This is a genomic window from Flavobacterium ponti, from assembly GCF_042652765.1.
Lineage (GTDB): Bacteria > Bacteroidota > Bacteroidia > Flavobacteriales > Flavobacteriaceae > Flavobacterium > Flavobacterium ponti.
Window position 1 is genome coordinate 120,788 of record NZ_JBHSGW010000004.1, and the last position, 25,015, is coordinate 145,802.

23 protein-coding genes are annotated in these 25,015 nt (G+C 29.1%); 22 read left to right on the forward strand and 1 reads right to left on the reverse strand.

The features are described 5' to 3' along the window. Nucleotide 1: 1 nt before the first annotated feature. The 12 genes from asnB (at nt 2) to ACFO3U_RS05940 (ending at nt 13,947) form a co-directional block, all read left to right on the forward strand. Entirely contained in the window at nt 2-1,885 is a 1,884-nt protein-coding gene (gene asnB / locus ACFO3U_RS05885) for an asparagine synthase (glutamine-hydrolyzing) (protein WP_379739128.1), read from the forward strand. Nucleotides 1,886-1,888: 3 nt separating this feature from the next. Then, nucleotides 1,889-2,980 carry an EpsG family protein gene (locus tag ACFO3U_RS05890; protein WP_379739131.1) on the forward strand — a complete coding sequence of 364 codons (1,092 nt, stop codon included), beginning with the start codon at nt 1,889-1,891 and terminating at the stop codon, nt 2,978-2,980. Between the two features lie 5 nt (nt 2,981-2,985). Continuing rightward, nucleotides 2,986-3,855 carry a glycosyltransferase family 2 protein gene (locus tag ACFO3U_RS05895; protein WP_379739134.1) on the forward strand — a complete coding sequence of 290 codons (870 nt, stop codon included), beginning with the start codon at nt 2,986-2,988 and terminating at the stop codon, nt 3,853-3,855. Continuing rightward, nucleotides 3,848-4,987: a glycosyltransferase family 4 protein gene (locus tag ACFO3U_RS05900; protein ID WP_379739137.1), complete on the forward strand. Its 1,140-nt coding sequence runs from the start codon at nt 3,848-3,850 to the stop codon at nt 4,985-4,987. Before ACFO3U_RS05895 ends, ACFO3U_RS05900 begins: the two co-directional genes overlap by 8 nt. Beyond that, on the forward strand, nt 4,988-5,593 hold the full coding sequence (locus tag ACFO3U_RS05905) for a sugar transferase (RefSeq protein WP_379739139.1): 606 nt from the start codon (nt 4,988-4,990) through the stop codon (nt 5,591-5,593). Between the two features lie 13 nt (nt 5,594-5,606). Then, on the forward strand, nt 5,607-6,221 hold the full coding sequence (locus ACFO3U_RS05910; protein WP_379739142.1) for an acetyltransferase: 615 nt from the start codon (nt 5,607-5,609) through the stop codon (nt 6,219-6,221). Then, nucleotides 6,221-6,769 (forward strand): sugar transferase, encoded by a 549-nt coding sequence (locus ACFO3U_RS05915; protein WP_379739145.1) that lies wholly within the window; start codon nt 6,221-6,223, stop codon nt 6,767-6,769. Before ACFO3U_RS05910 ends, ACFO3U_RS05915 begins: the two co-directional genes overlap by 1 nt. A 121-nt stretch (nt 6,770-6,890) precedes the next feature. Then, the gene (locus tag ACFO3U_RS05920; RefSeq protein ID WP_379739148.1) at nt 6,891-7,532 is read left to right on the forward strand and encodes an outer membrane beta-barrel protein; all 642 of its coding nucleotides are present in this window, start codon (nt 6,891-6,893) and stop codon (nt 7,530-7,532) included. Nucleotides 7,533-7,626: 94 nt separating this feature from the next. Further along, nucleotides 7,627-8,763: a DegT/DnrJ/EryC1/StrS family aminotransferase gene (locus tag ACFO3U_RS05925; RefSeq protein WP_379739151.1), complete on the forward strand. Its 1,137-nt coding sequence runs from the start codon at nt 7,627-7,629 to the stop codon at nt 8,761-8,763. Nucleotides 8,764-8,803: 40 nt separating this feature from the next. Next, the gene (locus tag ACFO3U_RS05930) at nt 8,804-10,741 is read left to right on the forward strand and encodes a polysaccharide biosynthesis protein (protein ID WP_379739154.1); all 1,938 of its coding nucleotides are present in this window, start codon (nt 8,804-8,806) and stop codon (nt 10,739-10,741) included. Nucleotides 10,742-10,802: 61 nt separating this feature from the next. Further along, on the forward strand, nt 10,803-11,573 hold the full coding sequence (locus ACFO3U_RS05935; protein ID WP_379739157.1) for a polysaccharide biosynthesis/export family protein: 771 nt from the start codon (nt 10,803-10,805) through the stop codon (nt 11,571-11,573). A gap of 1 nt (nt 11,574) precedes the next feature. After that, entirely contained in the window at nt 11,575-13,947 is a 2,373-nt protein-coding gene (locus ACFO3U_RS05940) for a GumC family protein (RefSeq protein ID WP_379739159.1), read from the forward strand. Nucleotides 13,948-14,692: 745 nt separating this feature from the next. Here the strand turns inward: ACFO3U_RS05940 and ACFO3U_RS05945 are convergent. Then, nucleotides 14,693-15,424, reverse strand: a complete 732-nt coding sequence (locus tag ACFO3U_RS05945; RefSeq protein ID WP_379739162.1) for a tyrosine-protein phosphatase — start codon at nt 15,422-15,424, stop codon at nt 14,693-14,695. Nucleotides 15,425-15,547: 123 nt separating this feature from the next. Here ACFO3U_RS05945 and ACFO3U_RS05950 point away from each other — a divergent pair, with 123 nt between their 5' ends. Genes ACFO3U_RS05950 through ACFO3U_RS05995 form a run of 10 tightly spaced genes read left to right on the forward strand, consistent with a single transcriptional unit; the run spans nt 15,548 to nt 25,010 of the window. Further along, nucleotides 15,548-16,417, forward strand: coding sequence for an ABC transporter permease (locus ACFO3U_RS05950; protein ID WP_379739165.1), 870 nt, complete (start codon nt 15,548-15,550; stop codon nt 16,415-16,417). A 52-nt stretch (nt 16,418-16,469) separates the two neighbouring features. Continuing rightward, nucleotides 16,470-16,856: a four helix bundle protein gene (locus ACFO3U_RS05955; protein WP_379739168.1), complete on the forward strand. Its 387-nt coding sequence runs from the start codon at nt 16,470-16,472 to the stop codon at nt 16,854-16,856. A gap of 30 nt (nt 16,857-16,886) precedes the next feature. Next, nucleotides 16,887-18,137, forward strand: coding sequence for an ABC transporter ATP-binding protein (locus ACFO3U_RS05960; protein WP_379739171.1), 1,251 nt, complete (start codon nt 16,887-16,889; stop codon nt 18,135-18,137). Beyond that, nucleotides 18,130-18,798 carry a class I SAM-dependent methyltransferase gene (locus ACFO3U_RS05965; protein ID WP_379739174.1) on the forward strand — a complete coding sequence of 223 codons (669 nt, stop codon included), beginning with the start codon at nt 18,130-18,132 and terminating at the stop codon, nt 18,796-18,798. Before ACFO3U_RS05960 ends, ACFO3U_RS05965 begins: the two co-directional genes overlap by 8 nt. A gap of 30 nt (nt 18,799-18,828) precedes the next feature. Next, on the forward strand, nt 18,829-19,767 hold the full coding sequence (locus ACFO3U_RS05970; RefSeq protein ID WP_379739177.1) for a glycosyltransferase family 2 protein: 939 nt from the start codon (nt 18,829-18,831) through the stop codon (nt 19,765-19,767). Continuing rightward, complete coding sequence (locus ACFO3U_RS05975) at nt 19,764-20,711, forward strand: DUF6625 family protein (RefSeq protein WP_379739180.1); 948 nt, start codon at nt 19,764-19,766, stop codon at nt 20,709-20,711. The genes ACFO3U_RS05970 and ACFO3U_RS05975 overlap by 4 nt, the downstream gene beginning before the upstream one ends. Further along, nucleotides 20,696-21,700: an acyltransferase family protein gene (locus ACFO3U_RS05980; protein WP_379739183.1), complete on the forward strand. Its 1,005-nt coding sequence runs from the start codon at nt 20,696-20,698 to the stop codon at nt 21,698-21,700. Before ACFO3U_RS05975 ends, ACFO3U_RS05980 begins: the two co-directional genes overlap by 16 nt. 35 nt (nt 21,701-21,735) lie before the next feature. Next, nucleotides 21,736-22,869, forward strand: a complete 1,134-nt coding sequence (locus ACFO3U_RS05985; RefSeq protein ID WP_379739185.1) for a glycosyltransferase family 4 protein — start codon at nt 21,736-21,738, stop codon at nt 22,867-22,869. Further along, on the forward strand, nt 22,870-24,000 hold the full coding sequence (locus ACFO3U_RS05990; protein ID WP_379739188.1) for a hypothetical protein: 1,131 nt from the start codon (nt 22,870-22,872) through the stop codon (nt 23,998-24,000). It begins immediately after the preceding gene. Then, the gene (locus tag ACFO3U_RS05995) at nt 24,000-25,010 is read left to right on the forward strand and encodes a glycosyltransferase family 4 protein (protein WP_379739191.1); all 1,011 of its coding nucleotides are present in this window, start codon (nt 24,000-24,002) and stop codon (nt 25,008-25,010) included. Before ACFO3U_RS05990 ends, ACFO3U_RS05995 begins: the two co-directional genes overlap by 1 nt. Nucleotides 25,011-25,015: the final 5 nt, after the last annotated feature.

The window sequence follows — 25,015 nt, forward strand, 5'->3', positions numbered from 1 at the left end:
TATGTGTGGATTTGCAGGTTTAATAGCTAAAACTAGTCTTGAAAAAGAACAATTTACAAAATTCATTAAATCAAGTGAATTAATGAATCATAGAGGTCCAGATTATAGAGGGATTTTTCAAGAAGATAATGTATTGTTAATCCATTATAGATTAAGTATTTTAGACTTGGATAAAAGATCAAACCAACCTTTTTATTCAAAATCTAAGAATAACATATGTGTTTATAATGGAGAAATTTATAATTATAAAGAAATAGCAAATAAAAATCAAATTGAAACTATAACTACTTCTGATACTGAAGTTATGATAGAAACTTTTGAAAAAAATAGTTTCAATGCAATAAAAAATTGGAATGGTATATTCGCAACTGCGATATACGATAGACAAAAAAAACAAATTCATATTCTAAGAGATAGATTAGGTATTAAGCCATTGTATATTTATGAGAATGAAGATGTATTATTATTTGCCTCTGAAGCAAAAGTAATTTTAGATTGGTTAGAATCATTTGAAATAAATTATAAAGGATTGTCTCAATATATGTGGTTTGGTAACACAACTGGTGAACAAACCATGATAGAAAACTTAATTAAATTAAAACCAGGAACTGTAAATACTTATTCAACAGTTGATGGTGCATGTTTAAATAAAAAAGAGTATTGGTCTATTAAAAATGATGTAAAAGAGAATAATTTATCTGAAGCAGAAACTATTGATGAAATAAAAATTAGATTAGAAGCTGCTGTTTCAAGACAGTTAATTTCTGATGTTCCAATAGGAGTATTATTGAGTGGAGGAATTGACTCAAGTAGTATGGTGGCTTTTGCGTCAAAAAATTATTCATCTAAAATTGACACTTACACAGTATCATATGATTTTAATACAAATGGAAAAGATGAGTTACAAAATGCAAAATTGATAGCCCAAAAATTTAATACAAACCATCATGAATTAGTTGTAACTTCAAATAATGTTAAAGAAATATTTTGCAATTTAGTTTTTCAATATGATGAACCATTTGCAGAAGCAGCAAGTATTCCTCTTTATCAAATTAGTAAATTGTGCGCACAAGATAAAAAAGTTATTCTTCAAGGTGATGGAGGTGATGAATTATTTGCAGGTTACAGAAGATATAATGTATTAAATTCGTTTAATTTTTGGAAGTTTACCTCTAATTTATACCCCTTGATACCAAAGAAAGAATGGAAGGAAAGAATGAGACGAATGGCATTTATATTAAATCAAAACACTGATGCATCTATAATGGCTTATTACATGTCTCAAGATGTCCCTTATAAAAGTCCTTATCAAATTTTTAATAAAGAAATACAAGTTAAACTAGAAAATCAAGCTTGGGATGAGGATTATATTAAGCAAGCAGATAATTTTGTGAATGAGGATAAGGTTCAAAAAATGCTTAAAACAGATGGTAATATTTTGTTACCACATACTTATTTAGAAAAAGTTGATAAAGCTACAATGATAAATAGTATTGAAGCTAGAGTCCCTATGTTAGATAATGATTTAGTAGATTTTGCATTTTCTATTCCTTCTAGGTTAAAAGTAAAAAATAATGAAAAAAAGTACTTATTAAAAAAAGCTCTCGAAGGTATTATACCTAATCAAATTTTGTATGGTCCAAAAAATGGGTTTAATACACCAATTAGTTCATGGTTAAAAAGCGATTTGTATGATTTTGCAAAAGAATCCTTTGAAAATAATCAAAATATTTTATTAGACAAAAACAAATGCTTAGCTATTTTAGAAGCACACAAAAAGAATGAAAAAGATTATAGTTTTCTTTTGTGGAAGATTTTAGTTTTAAATACTTGGCTAAGTTTCTACAAAAACAAGTTTAAATTGAAGAGTAGTATAATTTTATAATATATGTTTGATTTTATTCCTGTAAATGATTATTCTTATTATTATTATCAATTCTATTTGATAGTAATACTTTTTATATTTATAAACTCTTACTTACATAATCTTAATAATAAAAAAAGCATTGGAGTTTTAAATCTTTTAGGTTATATATCATTGTTCTTTACAATCTTATATATGGGGTTAAGACCTATAAATGGTGTTTTTATTGACATGACCATGTATGCATATATGTTTGAAAGATTTCAAGATAATGATCCTGTAATTATTTATGATGACTTTGGATTTTATTATTTTCTAGAGTTTTGTTCAAAGATTATGACTGTTGAGTTTTTCTTTTTTATTTGTGTATTATTATATGTTGTTCCATTATATTTCTTTTCTAAAAGAAATTTTAAAAAATACTGGGCTTATTCTTTTATAATGTTTTGTATTTCTTTTTCTTTTTGGGCATATGGAACTAATGGAATTAGAAATGGAATAGCAACCTCTTTTTTTATCTTAGGTTTAGCTTATCGTAAAAATAAATATTTGTCTTTTGGTTTGATGTTGTTTGCTTGTACATTTCATCAAACTTTATTACTTCCTACCATAGCATATTTGCTCACAAATTTTTATAAATCCACGAAAGTATATTTGTTGATTTGGCTTATTGTTATACCAATTTCTATAATATTAGGGAATTATTTTGTTAAACTTATTGAAATATCTGGTTTTGGTTCTGATAAGGTAGGTGTGTATTTTACAGATGAAGTTAATGAAGAATTTGTTGGGTCAGGCTTTAGATGGGACTTTCTTATTTATAGTGCAACAGCAGTTATTATAGGTTGGTTTTATATTTTTAAAAGAAATTTTAATGATGTTTTTTATAAGCATATTTTCAATACATACTTAATATGTAATGTTTTTTGGATTTTAATCATTAAAGTAAATTTTTCAAATAGATTTGCATACTTATCATGGTTTCTTATGGCTATAATTTTCATTTACCCATTATTAAAAGATAAAATTTTTAAGTTTCAAAATGCAAGAATAGGATTATTAGTATTTTTATACTTTATTTTTACTTACTTGATGAATGTTATATTAATAAAATAAAAACTATGAAAGTTACAATAGCTATTCCATTCTACAACGCAGAAAAGTTTTTAGCAGAAGCTATAAAATCTGTTTTTGCACAAAGCTTTCAAGATTGGGAATTATTACTTATTGACGATGGTTCAACAGATAATTCATTAGCTATTGCAAAATCAGTCCAAGATGATAGAGTTAGAGTTATTTCTGATGGTAAAAATAAAAGATTAGCTGGCAGATTAAATGAAGTTTCGCATTGGGCAAAATATGATTATATTCTAAGAATGGATGCTGATGATTTAATGATGCCTAACAGAATTGAAAAACAATTAGATATATTGATAAATAATGATGTAGATATAGTAACAACTGGTGTTTATTCTGTTCTAAATAATTTAGAACTTATTGGAACAAGAGGGATGAATTATGATTCAGCAACTTTTGATGAGATTATATCTAAAAAGGTTGGAATCACTCATGCCGCATTAATTGCTAAAAAATCATGGTATCTTAGAAACCAGTATGATGAAACATTAAGTATAGCTCAAGATTTAGATTTATGGTTGAGAAGTTCCAAAAATAATGATTTAAAAATTATCTCGATAAAAGACCCTTTGTATATTTATCGCGAAGAAAATAATGTTACTAAAGATAAATTATTGAGAGCATACAAGAATGAAAGAAATATGATTAGGAAGTATAAAGGAACCTCTTTTGATGGTCTAATTTTTAAATCCTATCTAAAATCAGTTATTGTTAGTGTTCTAAGTATGTTGAAAAAAATAGATGTTTTGCAAAAAAGAAGAGGACAGAATCAAATTTCCGAAAAGGATAGTAAAGCTTATAATGAAGCCATAGCTGTAATAAAAGGCACAAAAGTAAAAGGACTAAATGCGTAAGAAGAAATTTTTTATTGTTACAACTATACCCTTATCACTTATTTTTTTTAAGGGGCAACTTTTATTGTTACAAGATGAGTTTGATGTGACCTTGATTTCTTCTCCTGAAGAAGAGCTTTTTAAAACGGCAAATTATAATAAAGTTAAGAGTTATGGTATTGTCATGAAACGTGAGATTTCATTGCTTTATGATTTTCTCAGTTTATTTAAATTGGTTGTTTATTTTTATCGAAATAAACCGGATATAGTTCATGGTAATACCCCAAAAGGGAGTTTTTTATCAATGATTGCTTCTTGGCTTTGTCGAGTTCCTACTAGAATTTATTACGTACATGGTTTACGATATCAAGGAACTACTGGTTTAAAAAAAAGAATATTGATTTATATGGAGAGAATATCCTGTAAATCAGCTACGGATATTTTTGCAGTTAGTAAAGGTGTTAAAGATGTAATGTATGATGATGGTATTACAAGAAAAAAAATAAATGTAATATGGAATGGCAGTATTAATGGAATAAATTCTGATTTTTTTGATCCAGAAATTATAGAATGTAATAGTTTACAACAACAGTATAAAATTAAAAATGGAGATTTTGTTTTTGGTTTTATTGGTAGAATTGTTGCTGATAAAGGAATTAATGAATTAGTTGGGTCTTTCAAAAATCTGAATGAGTTATATCCAAACACAAAGTTGTTGTTAGTTGGAAACTATGAGCATGATTTAGACCCTTTGTTACCCGAAACAAGAATTGAATTAGAACAAAATAAAAATATAATTATAGCTGGTTTTCAAAAAGATACAAGACCATTTTATAAATTGATGAATTTATTTGTTTTTCCATCATATAGAGAAGGTTTTGGTATTTCACTTATGGAAGCTGCTGCAATGAATATTCCTGCGATTTCATCTGACATAATTGGATGTAATGAAATTATTGAAGATAATGTAAATGGTTTTTTAATTCCTTCAAAAAATAAAAATGCACTTTTCGAAAAAATGAAATTTAGTATTGAAAATATTGATAAAATTAACTTAATGTCAACTATAACAAGAGATATTATCCTATCTAAATTTGAACAAAAGAAACTTTGGAGTAAAACAATGGATATCTATAAGCAAATAAGTGAATAAATGTATAAATCCTTTTTTAAAAGACTATTAGATTTTACGGCAGCCTTAGTAGGTTTTATCCTTTTAAGTCCTGTTTTTGTGTTTGTAATGATAGGATTGTTTTTTGCCAATCAAGGGAAACCATTTTTCTTTCAAACACGTCCTGGTAAAAACGAAAAACTTTTTAATATTATCAAGTTCAAAACCATGAATGATAAAAAAGATAGTAATGGAGAGTTGTTGTCAGATAGTGAGCGATTAACTACCATTGGTTCTTTTGTTAGAAAAACGTCTTTAGATGAAATTCCTCAATTATTAAATGTAATCAGAGGTGACATGAGTTTAATTGGACCAAGGCCTTTGCTGGTTCAATACTTACCTTTGTATAATGTTTTACAGAAACAACGACACAACATAAGACCAGGTATAACAGGTTGGGCACAAATCAATGGTAGAAATGCCATCAGCTGGACTCAAAAATTTGAGTATGACGTTTGGTATGTGGAACATTGTAGTTTTTTATTAGATTGTAAAATACTATTTTTAACCCTAAAAAAAGTATTTGTGAGAGAAGGCATTTCTCAAGAAGGGCAAGCTACTATGGAAGCCTTTAAAGGAAACGATTAAAAAAAAACAGTATATGAAAAGTAGTAAGTATCTTTATGGAGCAAGTGGTCACGCAAAAGTGATACTAGATATTTTGTTTTCTAATGAAGATGAAGTTGTGGCTGTTTTAGATGATGAACCAAATTTTCCTAAACTGTCCAATATTCCAGTAATTCACTCTACAAAATTTCAACCAACCAATGACCATGAATTTATAATTTCAATTGGAAATAATTCGACAAGAAAGAAGATTGTAACAAATAATACTTTTAAATATTTCAAAGCTATTCATTCAAAAGCAACGGTATCTTCCTTTGCGTCGATAGATGAAGGAACTGTTGTTATGCCACAGGTAGTGGTAAATGCAGATGCTAAAATTGGTAAACATTGTATCTTAAATTCAAAATGTGTGGTGGAGCATGATTGTGTTTTAGAAGATTATGTGCATATTTCTCCCAATGCATCTTTAGCAGGAAATGTAACGGTAGGAGAAGGTTCGCATATAGGTATTGGAGCAAATGTAATTCAAGGTGTAAAAATTGGAAAATGGGCTACTATTGGAGCGGGAGCCGTAATTATAAATGATGTTCCTGATTATGCTGTAGTAGTAGGTAATCCAGGAAAAATAATTAAAATAACTTTGATGTAATGCTTCTAAAAAGAATATTTGATTTTACAATTGCATTTCTCTCACTTATTTTATTTTTTTGGGTCATTCTTATTTGTATATTTGTTGCCAGTATAGACACTAAATCTTTAGGAATCTTTCTTCAAGAAAGAATAGGTCAATATGGTAAGTCATTTAAGATTTTTAAAATTAAATCAATGAATGATACGACTCAGCAAATATCTTCCTTTGGCACTTTTTTAAGACAATCAAAATTAGATGAACTACCGCAATTGGTTAATATTTTATTAGGACAAATGTCTTTTGTAGGTCCTAGGCCTGATATTTCTGGCTATTATGATAAATTAGAAGGAGAAGATAGAAAAATATTAGAATTAAAGCCAGGATTAACCTCAGAAGCCTCCTTAAAATATGCCAATGAAGAAGAATTATTAAAGCAACATGCTAATCCTTTGTATTATAATGATAATGTCATTTTTCCTGATAAAGTGAAGATGAATTTGGCGTATTATTATAATCGGAGTTTTTTTGTAGATTTGCGGCTGATTTTTAGGACGGTTTTTCGGTAGCAGTTAAGAGTGAGGAGTGAGTAGTGAAGGGAGAAAGGGTGATGAGATGAATAGTTAAGAGTAAATATAATTAAGTATAACTATAAAAGCCTAATTCGTTTAGGTTGAAAATTTAATAAAAATGAATACAATGCAGAGAGTAAGTTTGGTTTTGTTATTTTTAACTTCGTTAATGGCTTCGGCTCAAGTAGAAAAAAATTGGAATAGATTTTCAATTGAAACAGGATATGGATATGTAAATCCTTCAAAATTATATGGCAATCAATTTGATAAAAGCGATTTATCAGGATTTAACCACTTTGACATTGGTGTGCGTTATATGATTTCTGAAGAAATAGGTTTAAAATTAAATTATGGAAGAGATAGTTTTTCAAAAGATGATGCAGGAGTTACCTTTAACTCGATTAATATTTCAGGAGTATATAATGTAGGTAGTTTATTTAATTTAAATTATGCAACCAATGAAAGAGTTGGATTATTAGGTCGAGTTGGAGTAGGTGTTACTTTTGCTAAGCCAGAAAGCATTAGTGATAATGAGAGAATAGGTACAGCAACAATTGGTTTAACACCTCAAGTAAAGCTTTCAGAGCGCATTAGTCTTTATGGAGATTTAGCTTATGCTTTTCGTTTTAAACAACATTATGGATTTGATGGTGTACTTTTAAATAGTGATTATAACTCTGAAGTGGGTAAAACTACTGTATTTTCTTTAGGTCTGATGTTTTATATTGGAGATAAAGACAGACATGCTGATTGGTATTAGGAAGAAGAAAGAGGAAAGAGGAAAGAGGAAAGAAGAAAGAAAATGTTTCATTAGCTTTTTTTAAGACTGTAATTTTAAATACAATTTTTAAAAAATGAATCCAGGAAAAATATGGTTGTCTTCTCCACATATGGGAGGCAACGAACAAAAATACGTACAAGAAGCATTTGATACCAATTGGGTAGCTCCTCTTGGACCTAATGTGAATGGGTTAGAACAAGATTTAGAAGCCTATTTGGGTGAGAAGTCGTATGTAGCAGCTTTGAGTTCAGGAACGGCAGCTTTACATTTGGGTTTGGTTTTGTTGGGAGTGCAAGCAGGAGATGAAGTAATTTGTCAAAGCATGACTTTTTCAGCTTCAGCTAACCCTATTTTATATTTGGGGGCAACTCCTGTTTTTATTGACAGCGAAAAAGACACATGGAACCTTTGTCCTGTTGCTCTAGAAGAAGCTATAGTGGATAGAATAGCAAAAGGAAAAAAGCCAAAAGCCATTATAGCAGTCCATTTGTATGGAATGCCTTTTAAAGTGGATGAGGTGATGTCAATTTCAAAAAAATATGATATTCCTGTTCTAGAAGATAGTGCAGAAGCCTTAGGGAGTACTTATAAAGGACAAAAATGCGGTACATTTGGTCCCTTAGCTGCTTTGTCTTTTAATGGTAATAAAATCATTACCACTTCTGGAGGAGGAGCTTTGGTTTGTCAGCATAAAGAATATAAAGAGAAAACTGTTTTTTTTGCTACTCAATCAAGAGATAATGCACCACATTACCAACATTCGGAAATTGGTTATAACTATAGGATGAGTAATATTTGTGCTGGTATTGGACGAGGGCAAATGGAAGTTATTGATGTAAGGGTGTCTCAACGTAGAGGCATGAATGCTTTTTATCAAGCACTTTTTAAAGAAAGTAATGAGGTACAATTGTTTATGGAACCAACTGCGGATTATTATTCAAACCATTGGTTAAGTGCTATAGTTCTATCATCTTACGAGAAAAGAGAGGCCTTACGATTGGCTTTGGAAAAAGAAAATATTGAGTCTAGACCTTTGTGGAAACCCATGCATTTGCAACCCGTTTTTGAGAATTATCCTTATTATGGTAGTACTGTTGCTGAGGACCTTTTTAAGAATGGATTGTGTTTACCTTCTGGTTCAAATTTGAACGAAGAAGATAAAGTGAGAGTAGCTAAAAATATTAAAGCTTTTTTTGCTACATTTGAGTAAAAAATAATGTTTTTTTAAGTATACCTATTTAGTTTAAAATTTGAAAAATAACCTTTTAAGTAAGACCTTGCAAGCTCTTTTTACCAATAGAGTACATTCATTTGGTTATTTGCCAAGATGGATCATCTTTTGTATTGATATTACTATTATAGTTTTTGCTAACTTTCTTACCTATATAATGCTGTCCAATCTTGTTCCGAGATTTTATGATACTTTCGGTGTTTTTGAGCGTTATAGTATTATTGTTTTTGTAAACATTATCTTTTTTATTTTTTACAGAACCTATGCAGGAATTATTAGACATAGTAGTTTTATAGATGCGGTGAAATTATTGTTTTCTACCTTCTCCTCATTAGTGGTCTTGATAGGTTTTAATTATACCTACTATTTTATTTATGGAAAAAAAATATATTTATTTCCTGGATTAATTTTAAGTTTTGTATTATCGTTCACCATCTTATTTTTCTTTAGAATAATTGTAAAATTTATCTTTGAAAATTTTATAAATTCAACAGATTCTAAAAAACTTACACCTACGATTGTATATGGCTCTGATGCTAACGCGATTGCTGTAGCTAATGCCATTAAAACCGAAAGCCCAGCTAGATTCAAAGTGGTAGGTTTTATGGATAATTCAAAATCCAATAAATCAAAAAGTATTTTAGGGTTACCTATCTTATACAACAGCAAGAAAACTTCAGTAATTATGCGAAGTTATAGGGCTAAAGCTCTTATTATAGCTGAAAAATCACTTTCGAAAGACGAGAAATTGAGTATTATTGATGATTGTTTAGCACATAACTTAAAAGTATATACTATTCCAATTATTACCAATTGGGAAAATGAAAAAGAAATATCAAAACAAATTAAAAGTTTTCAAATTGAAGATTTATTAGAAAGAAAACCTATTGTTTTGGATAATAAATTGGTTTCTAGTCAATTATCCAATAAGACGGTTTTAATTACTGGAGCAGCTGGTTCTATTGGTAGTGAAATTGTTTGGCAAGTATTGGAATTTAATCCAAAGCGATTGATCATAATTGATCAAGCCGAAACCCCATTACATCATCTTTCTTTGGAAATAGAAAAATCTCAGAAGAAAGTAAAAGTATTTACGGTTATTTCAGATATTAGAAATAAATCGAGCGTGGAGCGTGTGTTTGAGAAACATAAGCCTGACGTTGTTTTCCATGCTGCAGCCTATAAGCACGTGCCCTTGATGGAAGACAATCCTTGTCAAGCCATATATACCAATGTGTTAGGGACAAAAAACATAGCTGATTTAGCGGTGCAATATGGTGCTAAAAAATTTGTAATGGTTTCCACGGATAAAGCAGTTAATCCTAGTAATGTAATGGGAGCTAGTAAGCGAATTGCTGAAAAATATGTGCAGTCACTACACTATAAACATATTTTAGAAAATGAAGATGCTACTAAGTTTATAACTACACGTTTTGGAAATGTTTTAGGGTCTAATGGTTCAGTTGTGCCTCTTTTCAAAAAACAAATTGAAAATGGAGGACCTATTACTATAACTCATCCGGAAATTATTCGTTATTTTATGACTATTCCAGAAGCTTGTCAATTGGTTTTGGAGGCAGGAGGAATGGGTAAAGGTGGTGAAATCTATATTTTTGATATGGGAAAACCTGTTAAAATTATTGATTTGGCTAAAAAAATGATTCAGTTAGCGGGTTATGAGCCTGATAAGGAAATTGAAATTAAGATAATTGGATTGCGACCTGGAGAAAAACTCTTTGAAGAATTATTAAATGATACCTCTAAAACTCTTCCTACCCACCACGAAAAAATAATGATTGCTCAAGAAGAGGAAGAAGATTTTACTCAAATTATTGAGGATATAAATGAATTAATCCAAATAGCATTAAGTAAGGAAGAAGTTGAAATTGTACAATACATGAAACGAATAGTTCCTGAATACAAAAGCTTGAATTCAACGTATGAATTACTGGATTAATCGTTGTTTTCGTTTTCCGTACAGTATATTTGCCTTATATTTGCCCTTTTAAAAATACAATATGATTCGAATTTATCAATTTCTTCTTGTAACACTGATAGGTCTATTATTGACTTCTTGTGCCTCTTCAGAAAAGTTTGCTTTATTGCAAAACGTATCAGCTACTAGCGGAGAAAAAATAGCTGATTTTCAAGCCACTTTGCAACCAGATGATCTTTTGATGATTATCATTTCAGCTGAGAACCCTATTATAGCACAACCTTACAATCTGTTAACTGTAGCTGTTTCTAACAATACTGAGATGGCTTCTAGTCAGCAAAGAGTTTTATCTTATCAAATTGACCAAGAAGGAAATATTCAAATGCCCGGTTTAGGTACAGTACATGCTGCTGGAAAAACAAGAAACCAATTAGTTGAGGAAATCAAAAAGCTATTAACTGGAAAAATAAATAACCCAGTGGTCACTGTTCGTATTTTAAATTATAAAATATCTGTACAAGGTGAAGTTAATCATCCAGGCACTTTTCCAATCACTAGCGAACGTGTTACCTTATTGGAGGCTTTAAGTATGGCAGGTGATTTAACTATTTATGGGAAAAGAGACAATATCCTTGTTATAAGAGAAGAAAATGGTGTGAAGAGTTTCCAAAAAGTAGATATTACTAAAGGAGATTTTATCAATTCACCTTATTATTATTTGTCACAAAATGATGTGGTGTATGTAGAACCTAATAAAACCAAAGTTAATTCTTCCGTTATTGGTCCAAACATCACTGTGGGAATTTCTGCTTTATCCTTAATCATCACCATAGTAGCTTTAACAACAAGATAATATGCAAAACGATTATACAAAGACTAATAATTTAGAACAAGATGATTCTATCAATATAAGAGAAGAAGTAGAAAAGTACTTGTTGCAATGGAAATGGTTTCTATTGAGCGCTTTTGTTTTTTTATTGCTAGCTTTTTTCTACTTGCGTTATTCTACACCGATTTATAAGTCAACAACGACTATACTTGTAAAAGATGATAGAAAAGGAGGAATAGCTAATGAATTGGCTGCTTTTTCTGAACTAGGTATATTGTCAGGTGCCAAAAGTAATGTGGATAATGAAATAGAAATTATCAAGTCAAGAACCCTGCTAGAAAAAACCATTAAAGATTTAAATCTTAATATTAAGTACTACAATAAAGGAAGAATTAAGGATGGGGAATTATATGGAAATCTTCCTTTTAAAGTTTTCTTTTCTAATTATGAAGAAGATTTTTATCAATTATCTCATTCTTATTTCATTACCAAGATTAACAATCAAAAGTTTAGTTTGTTTGATTCTAACGATAAAAAATTAGGAGATTTCAACTTTGGACAAAAAATAAAGCTTGAATATTCAGATTTAGTAGTTGTTAATCAAGACGCAAAAAGCGATAAAAACAAATCCATAGCAGTACAACTTGTTCCTTTAAAAAATTTAATTGAAAGTTATGCTACTCGCTTAGTAGTTTCAGCTTTAAGTAAAAATACTAGTGTAATAGAGCTTTCTATCACAGATCCTAATAAAGAAAGAGGAGAAGATTTTTTAGATACTTTGGTTAAGAATTATAATGAAGATGCTATAGCGGATAAAAATTATGTTTCAGAAAGTACTTCTAATTTTATTGATCAAAGACTAGTGTTGATTTCCAAAGAATTAGAAGATGTAGAAACGGATGAAGAGTCATTTAAGACCAAAAACAAATTGACAGACATTCCATCTGAAGCAGCTCTTTTTTTAGAAAATGCCTCTGAATACGAAAAGAAAGTGGTGGAGAATGAAACCCAAATCAAAGTGGTTGCTTCTATTAGTGACTATGTTTCTAATAATGATAAAGAATTAATTCCAGCTACTATTATAACAGCAGAAAGTGGAGCAAGTGAACAAATCAATCAATTTAATGAACTGATTTTAACTAGAAATAGTTTTTTAGAAAGTAGTGCTGGCCCAGAAAATCCTAAAATTATAGCCATAGATAAACAAATAGCAGAATTAAAGGCTAATATAAAAAGCAGTTTAAAAAGTTTAAAACAAACTCTTGAGATAAAAAGACGTGATTTGAACCGACAAGGAGCTATTTTAGACGGTAGAATTTCACAAGTTCCTGGACAAGAAAAAGAGTACAGAAGTTTAGTAAGGCAACAAAACATAAAGCAATCTTTATATTTGTACTTGTTGCAAAAGAGAGAAGAGGCTGCTATTTCACTAGCGATTACTTCTGCCAATGCAAAGGTTATTGACCCAGCTATATCTTCTATTAACCCAGTTTCTCCTAATCGAAAAATAATTTATTTAGGATCATTTTTGGTAGGTTTGTTATTGCCTTTTAGTATTATATACATCAAAAATTTATTAGATACTAAAATTAAATCTAGATTGGATATTGAAAAGAATACTTCGATACCATTCTTGGGTGATGTGCCAAAATCAGATTCATCGGATCAAATTATTGACATCAATAGCCGTTCAAGTACAGCAGAAGCTCTTCGAATTATTAGAACTAATGTAGAATTTTTATTTAACAATAAAAAAGAGGATACTGCCAAAACAATATTTGTAACTTCCACTTTTCCTAAAGAAGGAAAAACGTTTTTATCAATTAATATTGCTGCCACTATTGCACTTTCGGGTAAAAAAGTATTATTGGTAGGTATGGATGTTAGAAACCCAAAATTAAGTGAATACTTAACGGTTCCTACAGCGGGTTTAACTAATTATTTAACATCAAATGCTAAGGATGTTTCCAAATTTATAGTAAAGCAAGAAGGTTTTGAACAGTTTTATATACTACCTTCAGGGATTATTCCTCCTAATCCTGCGGAATTATTGATGGGTAAAAAAGTAGATGAATTGTTTGAAACGTTGAAACAAGAATATGATTATATAGTTGTTGACACAGCACCTGTAGGATTGGTTACTGATACTTTTGTAATTGCAAAACATGCTGACTGTTTCTTATATGTAGTGCGAGCAAACATGTTAGATAAGCGTATGTTGAGAATTCCAGAAGAATTATATCAAGAAAAGAAATTACCTAATATGGCTGTTATTTTGAATGATACTGAAACTACTAAAGGATATGGCTACGGTTATGGGTATGGTTATGGGTATGGAGCTGAAGTTGAAGAAAAAAATTCTTGGTTTACGAATGTATGGAAAAAATTTAAATCGTAAATTAGGTTAAAAGGTTAAGAGTTTATGAGGTTAAAAGGGAAAGAGTAGTTGATTTCAGCTGCTCTTTTTTTGTGAGTAGTGAGGAGTGAGTAGTGAAGGTTTAAGAATGAGAAATGAAGAGTGAGATAGGCTTTGGGTTAGAGAAATAGCTGTACACCGTCAGTTCGAGTGGTTTTTAGGGATGAAAATGTTAGTTTTTATTGCTGAAAATTGTATCGAGAACCGTTGTAATGAAAATGATTTAGTGAGTTTTTTGGAACACAGATTGAAGAAATTAAAGTAATCTTTATAATTTTTTTAACTCATAACTCCTAATTCAAAACTGATAACTGACAAACCGTAACTTAAACACTACCCACAAACTTGTCACCCTGTAAGGGTCTCACTTGTTTTTTTTGGGTAGAGTTGTTTCAAGTTGTTTTATTTGTTTTAGGTTGTTTTTTTGGAACACAGATTGAAGAAATTAAAGTAATCTTTAAAATCTTTTTAACTCACAATTCCCAATTCAAAACTGGTAACTGACAAACCGTAACTTAAACACTACCCAATAACTTGTCAGCCTGTAAGGGTCTCACATGCTTGTTTTTTGGGTTGAGTTGTTTCAAGTTGTTTTATTTGTTTTAGGTTGTTTTTTGGAACACAGATTGAAGAAATTAAAGTAATCTTTATAATTTTTAACTCACAACTCACAACCGACAACCTCGTTACTAACTTGCCCTTCTCACCCTTCACTTCTCACTTCTCACTAAAAAAAACAATTATTCTCAAAGGCTTTCTTTAATCTTTCCGTTTCCTTTATAATGATTGGATTTGAAAAAGATTTAATATGGTTTTTGTGATGAAAATCAGAACCCACAAAGTCTATCATGTCTTTTTTTAATAATTCATCAGCAATTTTTGCAACTTCTTTCCCATAATAACCCGTTGCAGAAAGTAAATTCATTTGAAAGTAACAACCTGCTTTTTTTAATTTGGCATAATTGGAAAAATCAGAGTGATAAAAAACATAGCGTTCCGGATGTGCCAAGACGGGAATATATCCTGCTACTTGAAGATTAAATAAATAATCAAATAATTGAATAGGAGGATTGATGTAGGACATTTCCACTAAAACCAAATTATCTTTAAGGGTCAACAGATTTCCTTGTTCAAATAATGTTACAAAATGGTCATCAAGAATATATTCGGAAGCAGCTTTTAAATTCACTTTGTCGGTCAAGTTTACTAGGTTTTCTTTTGTAAACGCTAAGGCCTTTGATATGGTTTCAGGAGTATTATTCCAAATATTTTCAATCGTATGAGGTGAGGTGATGATTTTTGAGAATCCAAAATCTATCATGTTTTCTAATAAAAACTTTGAATCTTCAATAGTTTTTGCCCCATCATCAATTCCAGGTAATACATGGGAATGGATGTCAACGAAATTTGAGGGGATTAAATCAAGTAAATATTTTTTCTTTTTAAAAATCGAAATCACCTTATTATTTTTTACAAAAGTAATAGTTATTATTGAAAGGATAACATTGAATAGTAATTAAAAAGTTTGTTCCTCAATTCAATTTAGTTTAATTTTGAACCAATTATAAGATTTTGATTTTAAATGAAAAAAGACATAACTAATGAAGTAGAATGGTTGTTTGAGATAAAACCAAAAAACAATTTTTTTTCATTAAACTTAAAAGAAGTTTGGCAGTATAGAGATTTACTATTTCTTTTTGTAAACAGAGATATAGTTACGGTTTACAAACAAACTATATTAGGGCCTTTGTGGTATTTAATTCAACCTTTATTTACTTCTGTAATTTTTACAATAATTTTTAATAATGTGGCAGGAATTCAAACTGGTAATATACCACCATTCTTGTTCAATTTAGCAGGGATTATGGTATGGAATTATTTTACTTCTAGTTTAAATGATACTTCAGACACCTTTAAAAAGAATGCTAATATTTTTGGAAAAGTGTATTTTCCTAGAATCATTGTTCCTTTGTCAATTGTAGTTTCAAACCTTCTTAAATTTGGTATTCAATTTTTGATTTTTGTTGTTTTTTATTGCTATTATGTTTATGATGGAATGGAAATTAACTTGAGTAGTATCTCATTGTTTTTTCCGTTGTTAGTTATATTGATGGGTTTTTTAGGATTAGGTCTCGGGATGATAATATCCTCTTTAGTTACAAAATATAGGGATTTAAGTTTCTTGGTTGGATTTGGAGTTCAACTATTAATGTATCTTTCCGCTGTTATGTATCCAATGGCATTACTAAAAGAAAAACTACCTTCTTTTGGTTGGTTAATTGAATACAATCCTTTAGCATATGTCGTAGAAACTTCGAGGTATTTGTTGTTAAAAGAGGGGGCGATTTCAGGGTTTGGTATGATTTATACCGTTATAATTACTTTTTTAATAGTACTTTTAGGATTGTTGATTTTTAATAAAACAGAGAAGAGTTTTATTGATACGGTTTAGTTGGGTTATGGGTTATGGGTTATGAGTTATGGGTTTAAATTGTTAGTTTAATATGAGTGAGAAAAAGTCATATAAGGATTTAGAGATTTATTCAATTTCTTTAGCATTATATTTTGATTTACATCCTTTGATTTTACAACTTCCTAAATATGAGCTTTATAAATTAGGAAGCCAAATGAGACGCTCTTCAGATAGTGTGGTTTCTAATATTGTAGAAGGATATGGGAGAAGAAGATATAAAGCTGATTTTATTCGTTTTTTAGTGTTTTCACATTCTAGTTGTTTAGAAACTATTAATCATATTCATAAAATTTGTGTGCTATACAGCGATTTAGAACCAAAGTTTAAACCATATGTGTTGAAATATGAGTTGTTGGGAGGTAAAATTTTCAATTTTATTAAATATGTTGAACAAAATTGGAATAACACAAACACATAACTCAAAACACATAACTGAGAAGAAAAGAAAATGAATAATAAAAACATTATATTAAAAGCCGAAAATATATCGAAGCAGTACCGTTTAGGAACTGTTGGGACAGGTACATTGAGCCATGATTTGAATAGATTATGGCACAAGATAAGAGGTAAAGAAGATCCTTATTTGAAAGTTGGGGAAGTTAATGATAGAACTTCTAAAGGTTCAAGTGAGTATGTTTGGGCCTTAAAAGACATAAATTTTGAGGTTGAAGCTGGAGAAGTACTAGGAATAATTGGAAAAAATGGTGCTGGAAAATCAACTTTATTGAAAATACTTTCAAAAGTAACTTCTCCTTCAACAGGGTCAATAAAATCTCGTGGACGAATAGCATCATTATTAGAAGTAGGAACAGGTTTTAATCCAGAATTAACAGGAAGAGAAAACGTTTATCTAAATGGAGCTATTCTTGGAATGACCAAAAAAGAAATCACTTCTAAACTTGATGAAATAATAGAGTTTAGTGGTTGTGAAAGATATATTGACACCCCAACAAAACGTTATAGCAGTGGAATGACTGTTCGTTTGGCCTTTGCAGTAGCTGCTTTTTTAGAACCCGAAATTTTAGTAGTGGATGAAGTTTTAGCAGTTGGAGATGCAGAATTTCAAAAGAAAGCCATTGGTAAAATGCAGGACATATCCAAAGAAGGAGGAAGAACAGTTTTGTTTGTTAGTCATAATATGGTTTCTGTCCAAAATTTATGTACTAAAGCTATTTTGATGGAGCATGGAAAAATTATAAATTATGGTGATACTAAAGATGTAATAGATTTCTATTTAAGTCATGATCAAATAAATTTTTCAAAAGAATATTCAGTTGAAAAATCTGAAAAGGAAGTTTATATTAAAAATTTTAAAGTTTTATCAGATATACAAACAGGTCAATCCTTTCATTTTAAAGTGGAAATTGAATCTAAAGTTTCAGTAATCACTCAATTTGCTTTATCCATTAGTACTATTGAGTCGCAACCCATATATCAAATTTATTCAGGACATGTAGGAGAAAGTTTTACTTTAAACGAAGGAAAGAATACGATAGAATGTAGAGTTGATTCGTTGCCTCTAGTACATGGAGTTTATGAAATGAATTTGTGGTTAGGCACTTCTGCTGTAGCCTACGATTTCTTAAAAGGAGTTATTAATTTTGAAGTAATTGAAGGAGCAATAAAAAGAAATGGGCCCATTTCAAGTAAAAATGGATATTCAATAATACAAGACGCTAATTGGAAAATTTATGGTTAAAAAGAAATATGCAACACATGCAAGAGAGCCTTTTTTTGAAATTGCTAACAAGAATATAAAAGCTGATTCCAAAGTTTTAGACATTGGTGCAGGAAGTGGTAAATTTTCAAATTATTGTAAAAGAAAAGACTTTTATCTATTTGATGGTAATCAAGATACTGTTAATTTTTTGAAAGAAGAAAATACTAATGTCTTTTTGGGAGAATTACCCATTTTGCCTTTTGAGAATGATTTTTTTGATCTGATTCATTGTAGTCATGTAGTTGAACATTTAACACCTGATGTTTTTTATCAAACTTTAAAGGAAATGGATAGATGTTTAAAAGTTGGGGGTTTCATTGTGGTTTCAGCTCCCATATTATGGAGTGGATTTTACGATGATTTGTCACATGTTAAACCTTATTCTCCTGGTGTTTTTATGAATTATTTAGTTGGAAAAAACAAGAACTCGAGAACAAGAGAAATTGTTTCAGAAGATTATGTTTGTGATGAATTAACTTATAGGTTTTTAGAGAATAAAAATCCAAGCATTCTATTTTCCAATAAAAACAATAAATTTTTGGTTAAAGTAATTTTAAAAGGAATAGAAATTCTAAAAAAAATGGGACTAACCTCTTATGAAAGAACAGGATTTACAATAGTAATGCGAAAGATAAAATAAAATCTATTGCATAATTGCAGTACCATTTTCATGAAAAACCCTTTAATTTCTATAATAATTCCAGCATACAATCGCGCTCAATTAATAAGAGAAACGCTAGATTCTATATTAGCTCAAACTTATGAGAACTGGGAATGTATAATTGTTGATGATGGGTCTACAGATAATACGGAAGAAGTTTTGAAAGAATATCAAGCTTCCGATAATCGATTTCAGTTTTATAAGAGACCTAATGATAAACTAAAAGGTGCAAATGCTTGTAGGAATTATGGTTTTCAATTAAGTAGAGGAGAATATGTTGGATGGTTTGATAGTGATGATATAATGTCAGTTCAAAAAATTGATATTTCAATGGAAAATTTATTGACTTATGAGGCTGATTTAGTAGTTACTAAAAATAATAAAACTGAAAGTTTTTTCGATAAGCAACTATTAAATTTAAGAATTGTTGAAACAGCTAATTTTTATAAAGAATATATAGTAAATAGACTTTCAATTTTAACAGGTGATGTTATTTTTAAAAGAGAAGTTGTTGAAAATTTTGAATTTGACGAAAATATGCATAAGGCTCAAGAGTTTGAATTCTTCACTAGAGTTTTCAATCAAAACTTGAAAATAGCTTTTACAGACTCACGTTTATGGTATCATAGAGAAAGTGCGGATTCCATATCTGCTTTAGCAAGCAAAATGAATTTAAAACAAGTAAACTCTTTGATATATCTATCTTCAAAATTACAGCAAAACTTCTCTTTAGAAAAAGATATAGTAAAGGAAGCTAAGAGAAATGGGAGAAAACTCTATAAAAGCATTATCTGTAAAAACAAGATGGCTATATTTTTTAATAACTATAGTTTTTTTGCAAAATGTTTTTCCATAAGCCACATTGAAATGTTCTTCTGGTTTTTATATAACTACTTAACAAAAAGGGGTTTTGATACCCTTAAAAAAAGAGCAAAAAGAAAGCAGTGAAATCTATAATACTCATATTACCTTATTTTGGAAAATGGCCTATTTGGTTTGAAGCGCACTTGTTGTCTATTGCTAAGAATCCTACAATTAATTGGTTAATTGTTACGGACTGTGAGATTCCTGAAAATTATCCTAAAAACATCAAGTTTGTTAGTACAACTTTAGCACAATTAAATGTTAAAGTGAATACAATAGTTGAAACAAATGTACCTTTGACACCTAGGAAATTTTGCGACCTAAAACCGGCATATGGAGCTATATTTAGTGAATATATTGAAACATATGATTTTTGGGGTTTTTGTGATATGGACATTATTTGGGGAGATATCAGAAATTTTATTACAAAAGAAATTTTAGAAGATTATGATATAATTTCGAGTAGAAAAGAAGCAATTTCAGGCCATTTTAACTTGTTTAAAAATATTGAATCGCTAAATAACCTTTATAAAGAGATACCTAATTATAAAACATTATTTGAAGCACCAGAGTTTAAATGGTTTGATGAACATGTCGTAACAAACTTTATAAATAAAAATATTGCAAATAAGGTATTTAAGTACAATTTATATTGGCCTACAATTCTTTTAAATCAAGAAAAAGGAAGAGATTCACATCAGGAGTATTATTTGGATAAATGGCAATGGCAAAATGGCAAAATGGTTGATATACATACAAAAGAAGAAGTTATGTATTTGCATTTTATCAATTGGAAAAAAACCATGAAAGAATGTGAAGTAAAGTATTTCGGGAGTAAAAAAGAGTTTTATATTTCTTATTCAGTTATTCATTATGATAGACATTCATCTTTTGAGTTTTTTTACAATCATTTTACAAACCTATTCAATGGATATTATAGAAAAGAAAGTCGAAGAACTATTAAATTAAAAGCAAAATCAATAGTGAAACGAATTAAAAAGAAATTAAAAAAATGTTTGGAATTTTAAGAACACTCTTAGCAATTAACGTAATACTATTACATATTTTTGGAATTCCTGCATTAGGAAATTATTCAGTTCATTTCTTTTTTGTATTGTCAGGCTTTTTAATGACTTATATAATGCATGAGAATTATCACTTCACTTTTGGAGGATTTAGTAATTTTTGGATCAATAGAGTTTTACGATTGTATCCAATATATTGGGTTTTACTATTTTTAATGATATTAATTATTTTGGTTTACCCAGAAGCTAATAGAGGTAGTTCAATTAATTTGCCAACTACATTTAAAGAATGGTTCTTTAATTTTAGTCTAATTTATCCGGATAGAATTCCAACACGTATAGAACCAAAGCTATTACCTTCAAGTTGGGCTTTGACAAATGAAATTATCTTTTATTTATTGATTTCAATAGGTATTTCTAAAACAAAGAACAGAACTTTTTTTTGGTTGTTTACAAGTGTTTTGTACTATATTTTTACATATTATTATTTCAATTTAGATAATTATAGATATGCTGCAATTCCAGCTGCTTCTCTACCATTTGCAATTGGATCTCTTCTCTATTGGTTGAAAGAATTAAAATTTTTTAAAGTTAAATTTATAACTGTTATACTTTTTTATATCTTATTTTTAGCAAACGCATACTTATTTTCTGGTATAAATAATTACACAAAACAAGTTTCAATTTATGTTAATTTTATTTTAGCTGCATTTATTATCTTATTTTTATTTCACGCGAAATTTAAGAATAAATTTATAAAGAAAATAGATAATTATGTTGGTAGATATAGTTATGCGTTTTATTTATCTCATGAAATGATATTAATTATTTTTCTGTTACTCTTTAATGACTATGGAATGCTTAACAAAAATGCTTTTAAGCTAAATTTTACAGCTTTTATACCTTATTTTTGTATACTAATACTGTTTAGCTTTAGTATAGTTCATTTAATTGACTATAAAATTGATGATTTTAAAAGTAAATTTAAATAGTACTTTAATTATTAAATCCAAGTCATTATTGTAATATGAAAATCTCTCTTCTTCATCCGTTTTCAGCAAAAGCCATTGGTTTACAAGAGCATGATTTATTGGAATCTCACAGTAAGCCTCATGTTCTAGCCTTACAAGCCATTAGTAAAAAAGATGAAAAACTTACTTTTACAATTGACTATTTTACAGGATCATTATTAAAAAAACAAAAAAATATTGATGGCATTTTAAAACAATTTTGGCCTATTTCATATCCATTTTTTAAAAGACATCAATGGAGAAGTCAGTTTTCTAGAAGTCACTTCAATTCATATAATACTTCAATTCCAGATGTAACTATTATCAATATGTCGGGTCATGCAAGTAAATACATATTCAAACTTGCCAAAAGAATAAAAGAGAAAAAGAAACAATATATTGCCATGATTGGAGGATTACACATGTCATATGATGGTGAAGCCTTAAATTATTATAAAAATGCTCATCACATTATCGTTCATACAAATTACCAAAAGCAAGAATTATTAAAGCATCCTAATTTTTCAAATTTTGATATTCGAGTTTTGCCTTTAGGAATTGATACTGCTATTTTTAAACCAGTAGAAAGAATTGAAAATAAAGATTTTATAATAACCTATGTTGGTAGAATATCGCGTTTGAAACAAATTGAGTTAGCTATTGAGGCAATTGCTTATTGTAAAAAAGAAGGAATAAAAAATATTCAACTAAATATTATTGGACCTAAAAGTGATGCAGTTTATTTTGATGAATTAAATTCATTGATAGAAAAATTAGATTGTCAAGATATTATTCATTTTTTAGGATCAATTTCTCATCAAAATTTAGTAACATATTACCAAAATAGTGATATTTTAGCCTTGCCTAGCATTCACGAGTCATTTGGTATGGTTATGACAGAAGCTATGGCTTGTGAAGTTCCTGTAATAGCATTGAAAGGTTCAGGTGGTCCTGATGAAATTATATCGAATGATGAAGATGGAATTTTAACCACAGAAGAATCCTATAGTCAAGCTCTATTTCAATTACTTTCTGATAAAGAAAAATTAAAAAGAATGTGTATTAACGCAAGAAATAAAGTTGAAAAGAGATTTAGTTTAAATACTACCATTGAATTTTTGCATGAATCTATAAAATCTGCACTACAATAAATGAGTTCTCTAAAAGTTAACATATATACGCCTCAAGAATTAAATCATTCCTCCTACATACAAACTGGATTGTTTGAATTGGAAAAAGATGGGTTTTTATCCACAAAAGTAAGGTTGTCTTTATCCAAAAAATTAGGAACTATTAAAGTTGCTAATAGTGAACTTCTCGAAACCAGTGAACCTCATCCTAAGACTTCATTCTATGAATTAGAAAATACAAGCACTGGAAAAAAAATAAAATTTGCCACAGATTTATATGATGCTTCTCATTCATTTTCAGCCTATGCTTTAGAACACTGCGATTTTGTATTTAAAAGAAATTTTGAAAAAAAAAATATTCAATATTTACCTCAAAAATATCAAGATAAACTTTTACCATTAGGTTTAACTTTTGGATGTCATTCACCACAAAAAAAGCAATGGTATAAATTCGTTATAGGTTATGTTTTAAATGTTTTACTGTTGAATTTTAAAATTGATTCTTATTTTTTCAAGAGGTATCAACGTGAATTTAGGACTATCAAGAATCATTTAAAACACATTAAGACAACGCGATCAATTACAAATTTTGAAGTGTATAAAGCTTCAAATTTATCTAATGAAATATTATTTCAAACCCGTTGTTTTAGTTCTGAAAAGTCAGATGATGTGAAGGGAATTCATTTGCAACGGTATAAAATCATTAAATTATTACGTGATAAATTTCCAAATGAATTCAAAGGTGGAATAATTCCATCAAATATTTCAAAGACAAATTATAGTGACGCATTAACTAATTTATCATCAGATCCAATCTCTTATTTGAATCAAGTAAAAAAAACCAAAATTGTAATATACACAAGAGGTCTTGTAAATTCTCCAGCATGGAAAATGCCTGAATATTTATCTCAAGGAAAAGTAATAATTGCAGAAAAATTAACTACAGAATTACCAATTCCATTAACCCATGGAAAAGAAGTATTGTTTTTTGAAAAGGAAGAAGAAATTCCAACAATTATTCAAAATACTATGTATCATAACGAACTTTGTAACTCATTAGCCAAAAATGCAAGGTCATATTTTGAGCAAAATGTGCATCCTAAAGAAAATGTAAAAAGAATGCTTACTTTTATGCTCCAAAATACCAAGTAATGTCTAACATAATCATACATCATCGTTCTAAACATCATGCTCAAAATTCGGGTTATGGTCAATTGGCTGATTATTTAGAGGGAGAAAAGTTGCCCTATTTGACTTCAAAATTTCCATATAGAATCGCAAAAGCTATGGCTAATTTGGTTAGTAATGAGTATGGAAATTATGACACTATGAGCGTTATTAAGGACTATGAACTATGTAAGCGTATTTTAAAAAACAATGAGAAAGGAATAGTTCATTATTTGAATGGAGAGCGAGATATTCGGTATGGTATAAAACTTAATAAAATATACAACAATTACAAGTTTATAGCTACTTTTCATAAACCACCAGAAATTTTACAAAAGACATTTAATCCAAAGATTTTTAAAAAATTAGATGGTGCAATAGCAGTAGGTGAAAATCAAGTTGATTTTTTAAAGAACTGGTTAAATACAGAAAATGTTGTGTACATTCCTCATGGAATTGATACTGATTTTTTTGTTCCAAATTTAGCCATTAAAGAATCAAAAACAATTTTATTTGTCGGTCAACATATGCGTGATTTTGATACCTTTAATTTTGTAATTCCTAAATTGGTTAATTTAGTTCCTGATTTAAAAGTCAACGTAGTCTTACGAAAAGATTTTACAAATAAAATTCAATACAACCCATGTATTACAGTATATTCAGGTATAGATGATTTACAGTTAAGGACATTGTATCAAAAGTCAACGCTATTGTTTCTCCCTTTGTTAAATAGTACTGCTTGTAACTCTATTTTAGAAGCAATGGCTTGTGGTTTGCCAATTGTAACTACAGATGTTGGTGGAAATAGAGTTTATGTTAGAAAAAGCTTTGGAGTTTTAGCTCAAAATAAAGACAATGATTTACTTATAGAGGAAACTATTAATATCATTAAAAATAATAGTGTTTCAGAATTAATGTCTCAAAACGCAAGACTTTCTTCATTAGATTATGATTGGAAGCTTATTGCTAATAAAGTTCATTCATTTTATAAATAATTTTT

Bases quoted from the DNA above. Each gene is read 5' to 3' on its own strand.
- asnB (WP_379739128.1), top strand. From the start codon at position 2: ATGTGTGGATTTGCAGGTTTAATAGCTAAAACTAGTCTTGAAAAAGAA.
- ACFO3U_RS05890 (WP_379739131.1), top strand. From the start codon at position 1,889: ATGTTTGATTTTATTCCTGTAAATGATTATTCTTATTATTATTATCAA.
- ACFO3U_RS05895 (WP_379739134.1), top strand. From the start codon at position 2,986: ATGAAAGTTACAATAGCTATTCCATTCTACAACGCAGAAAAGTTTTTA.
- ACFO3U_RS05900 (WP_379739137.1), top strand. From the start codon at position 3,848: ATGCGTAAGAAGAAATTTTTTATTGTTACAACTATACCCTTATCACTT.
- ACFO3U_RS05905 (WP_379739139.1), top strand. From the start codon at position 4,988: ATGTATAAATCCTTTTTTAAAAGACTATTAGATTTTACGGCAGCCTTA.
- ACFO3U_RS05910 (WP_379739142.1), top strand. From the start codon at position 5,607: ATGAAAAGTAGTAAGTATCTTTATGGAGCAAGTGGTCACGCAAAAGTG.
- ACFO3U_RS05915 (WP_379739145.1), top strand. From the start codon at position 6,221: ATGCTTCTAAAAAGAATATTTGATTTTACAATTGCATTTCTCTCACTT.
- ACFO3U_RS05920 (WP_379739148.1), top strand. From the start codon at position 6,891: ATGAATACAATGCAGAGAGTAAGTTTGGTTTTGTTATTTTTAACTTCG.
- ACFO3U_RS05925 (WP_379739151.1), top strand. From the start codon at position 7,627: ATGAATCCAGGAAAAATATGGTTGTCTTCTCCACATATGGGAGGCAAC.
- ACFO3U_RS05935 (WP_379739157.1), top strand. From the start codon at position 10,803: ATGATTCGAATTTATCAATTTCTTCTTGTAACACTGATAGGTCTATTA.
- ACFO3U_RS05940 (WP_379739159.1), top strand. From the start codon at position 11,575: ATGCAAAACGATTATACAAAGACTAATAATTTAGAACAAGATGATTCT.
- ACFO3U_RS05950 (WP_379739165.1), top strand. From the start codon at position 15,548: ATGAAAAAAGACATAACTAATGAAGTAGAATGGTTGTTTGAGATAAAA.
- ACFO3U_RS05955 (WP_379739168.1), top strand. From the start codon at position 16,470: ATGAGTGAGAAAAAGTCATATAAGGATTTAGAGATTTATTCAATTTCT.
- ACFO3U_RS05960 (WP_379739171.1), top strand. From the start codon at position 16,887: ATGAATAATAAAAACATTATATTAAAAGCCGAAAATATATCGAAGCAG.
- ACFO3U_RS05965 (WP_379739174.1), top strand. From the start codon at position 18,130: ATGGTTAAAAAGAAATATGCAACACATGCAAGAGAGCCTTTTTTTGAA.
- ACFO3U_RS05970 (WP_379739177.1), top strand. From the start codon at position 18,829: ATGAAAAACCCTTTAATTTCTATAATAATTCCAGCATACAATCGCGCT.
- ACFO3U_RS05980 (WP_379739183.1), top strand. From the start codon at position 20,696: ATGTTTGGAATTTTAAGAACACTCTTAGCAATTAACGTAATACTATTA.
- ACFO3U_RS05985 (WP_379739185.1), top strand. From the start codon at position 21,736: ATGAAAATCTCTCTTCTTCATCCGTTTTCAGCAAAAGCCATTGGTTTA.
- ACFO3U_RS05990 (WP_379739188.1), top strand. From the start codon at position 22,870: ATGAGTTCTCTAAAAGTTAACATATATACGCCTCAAGAATTAAATCAT.
- ACFO3U_RS05995 (WP_379739191.1), top strand. From the start codon at position 24,000: ATGTCTAACATAATCATACATCATCGTTCTAAACATCATGCTCAAAAT.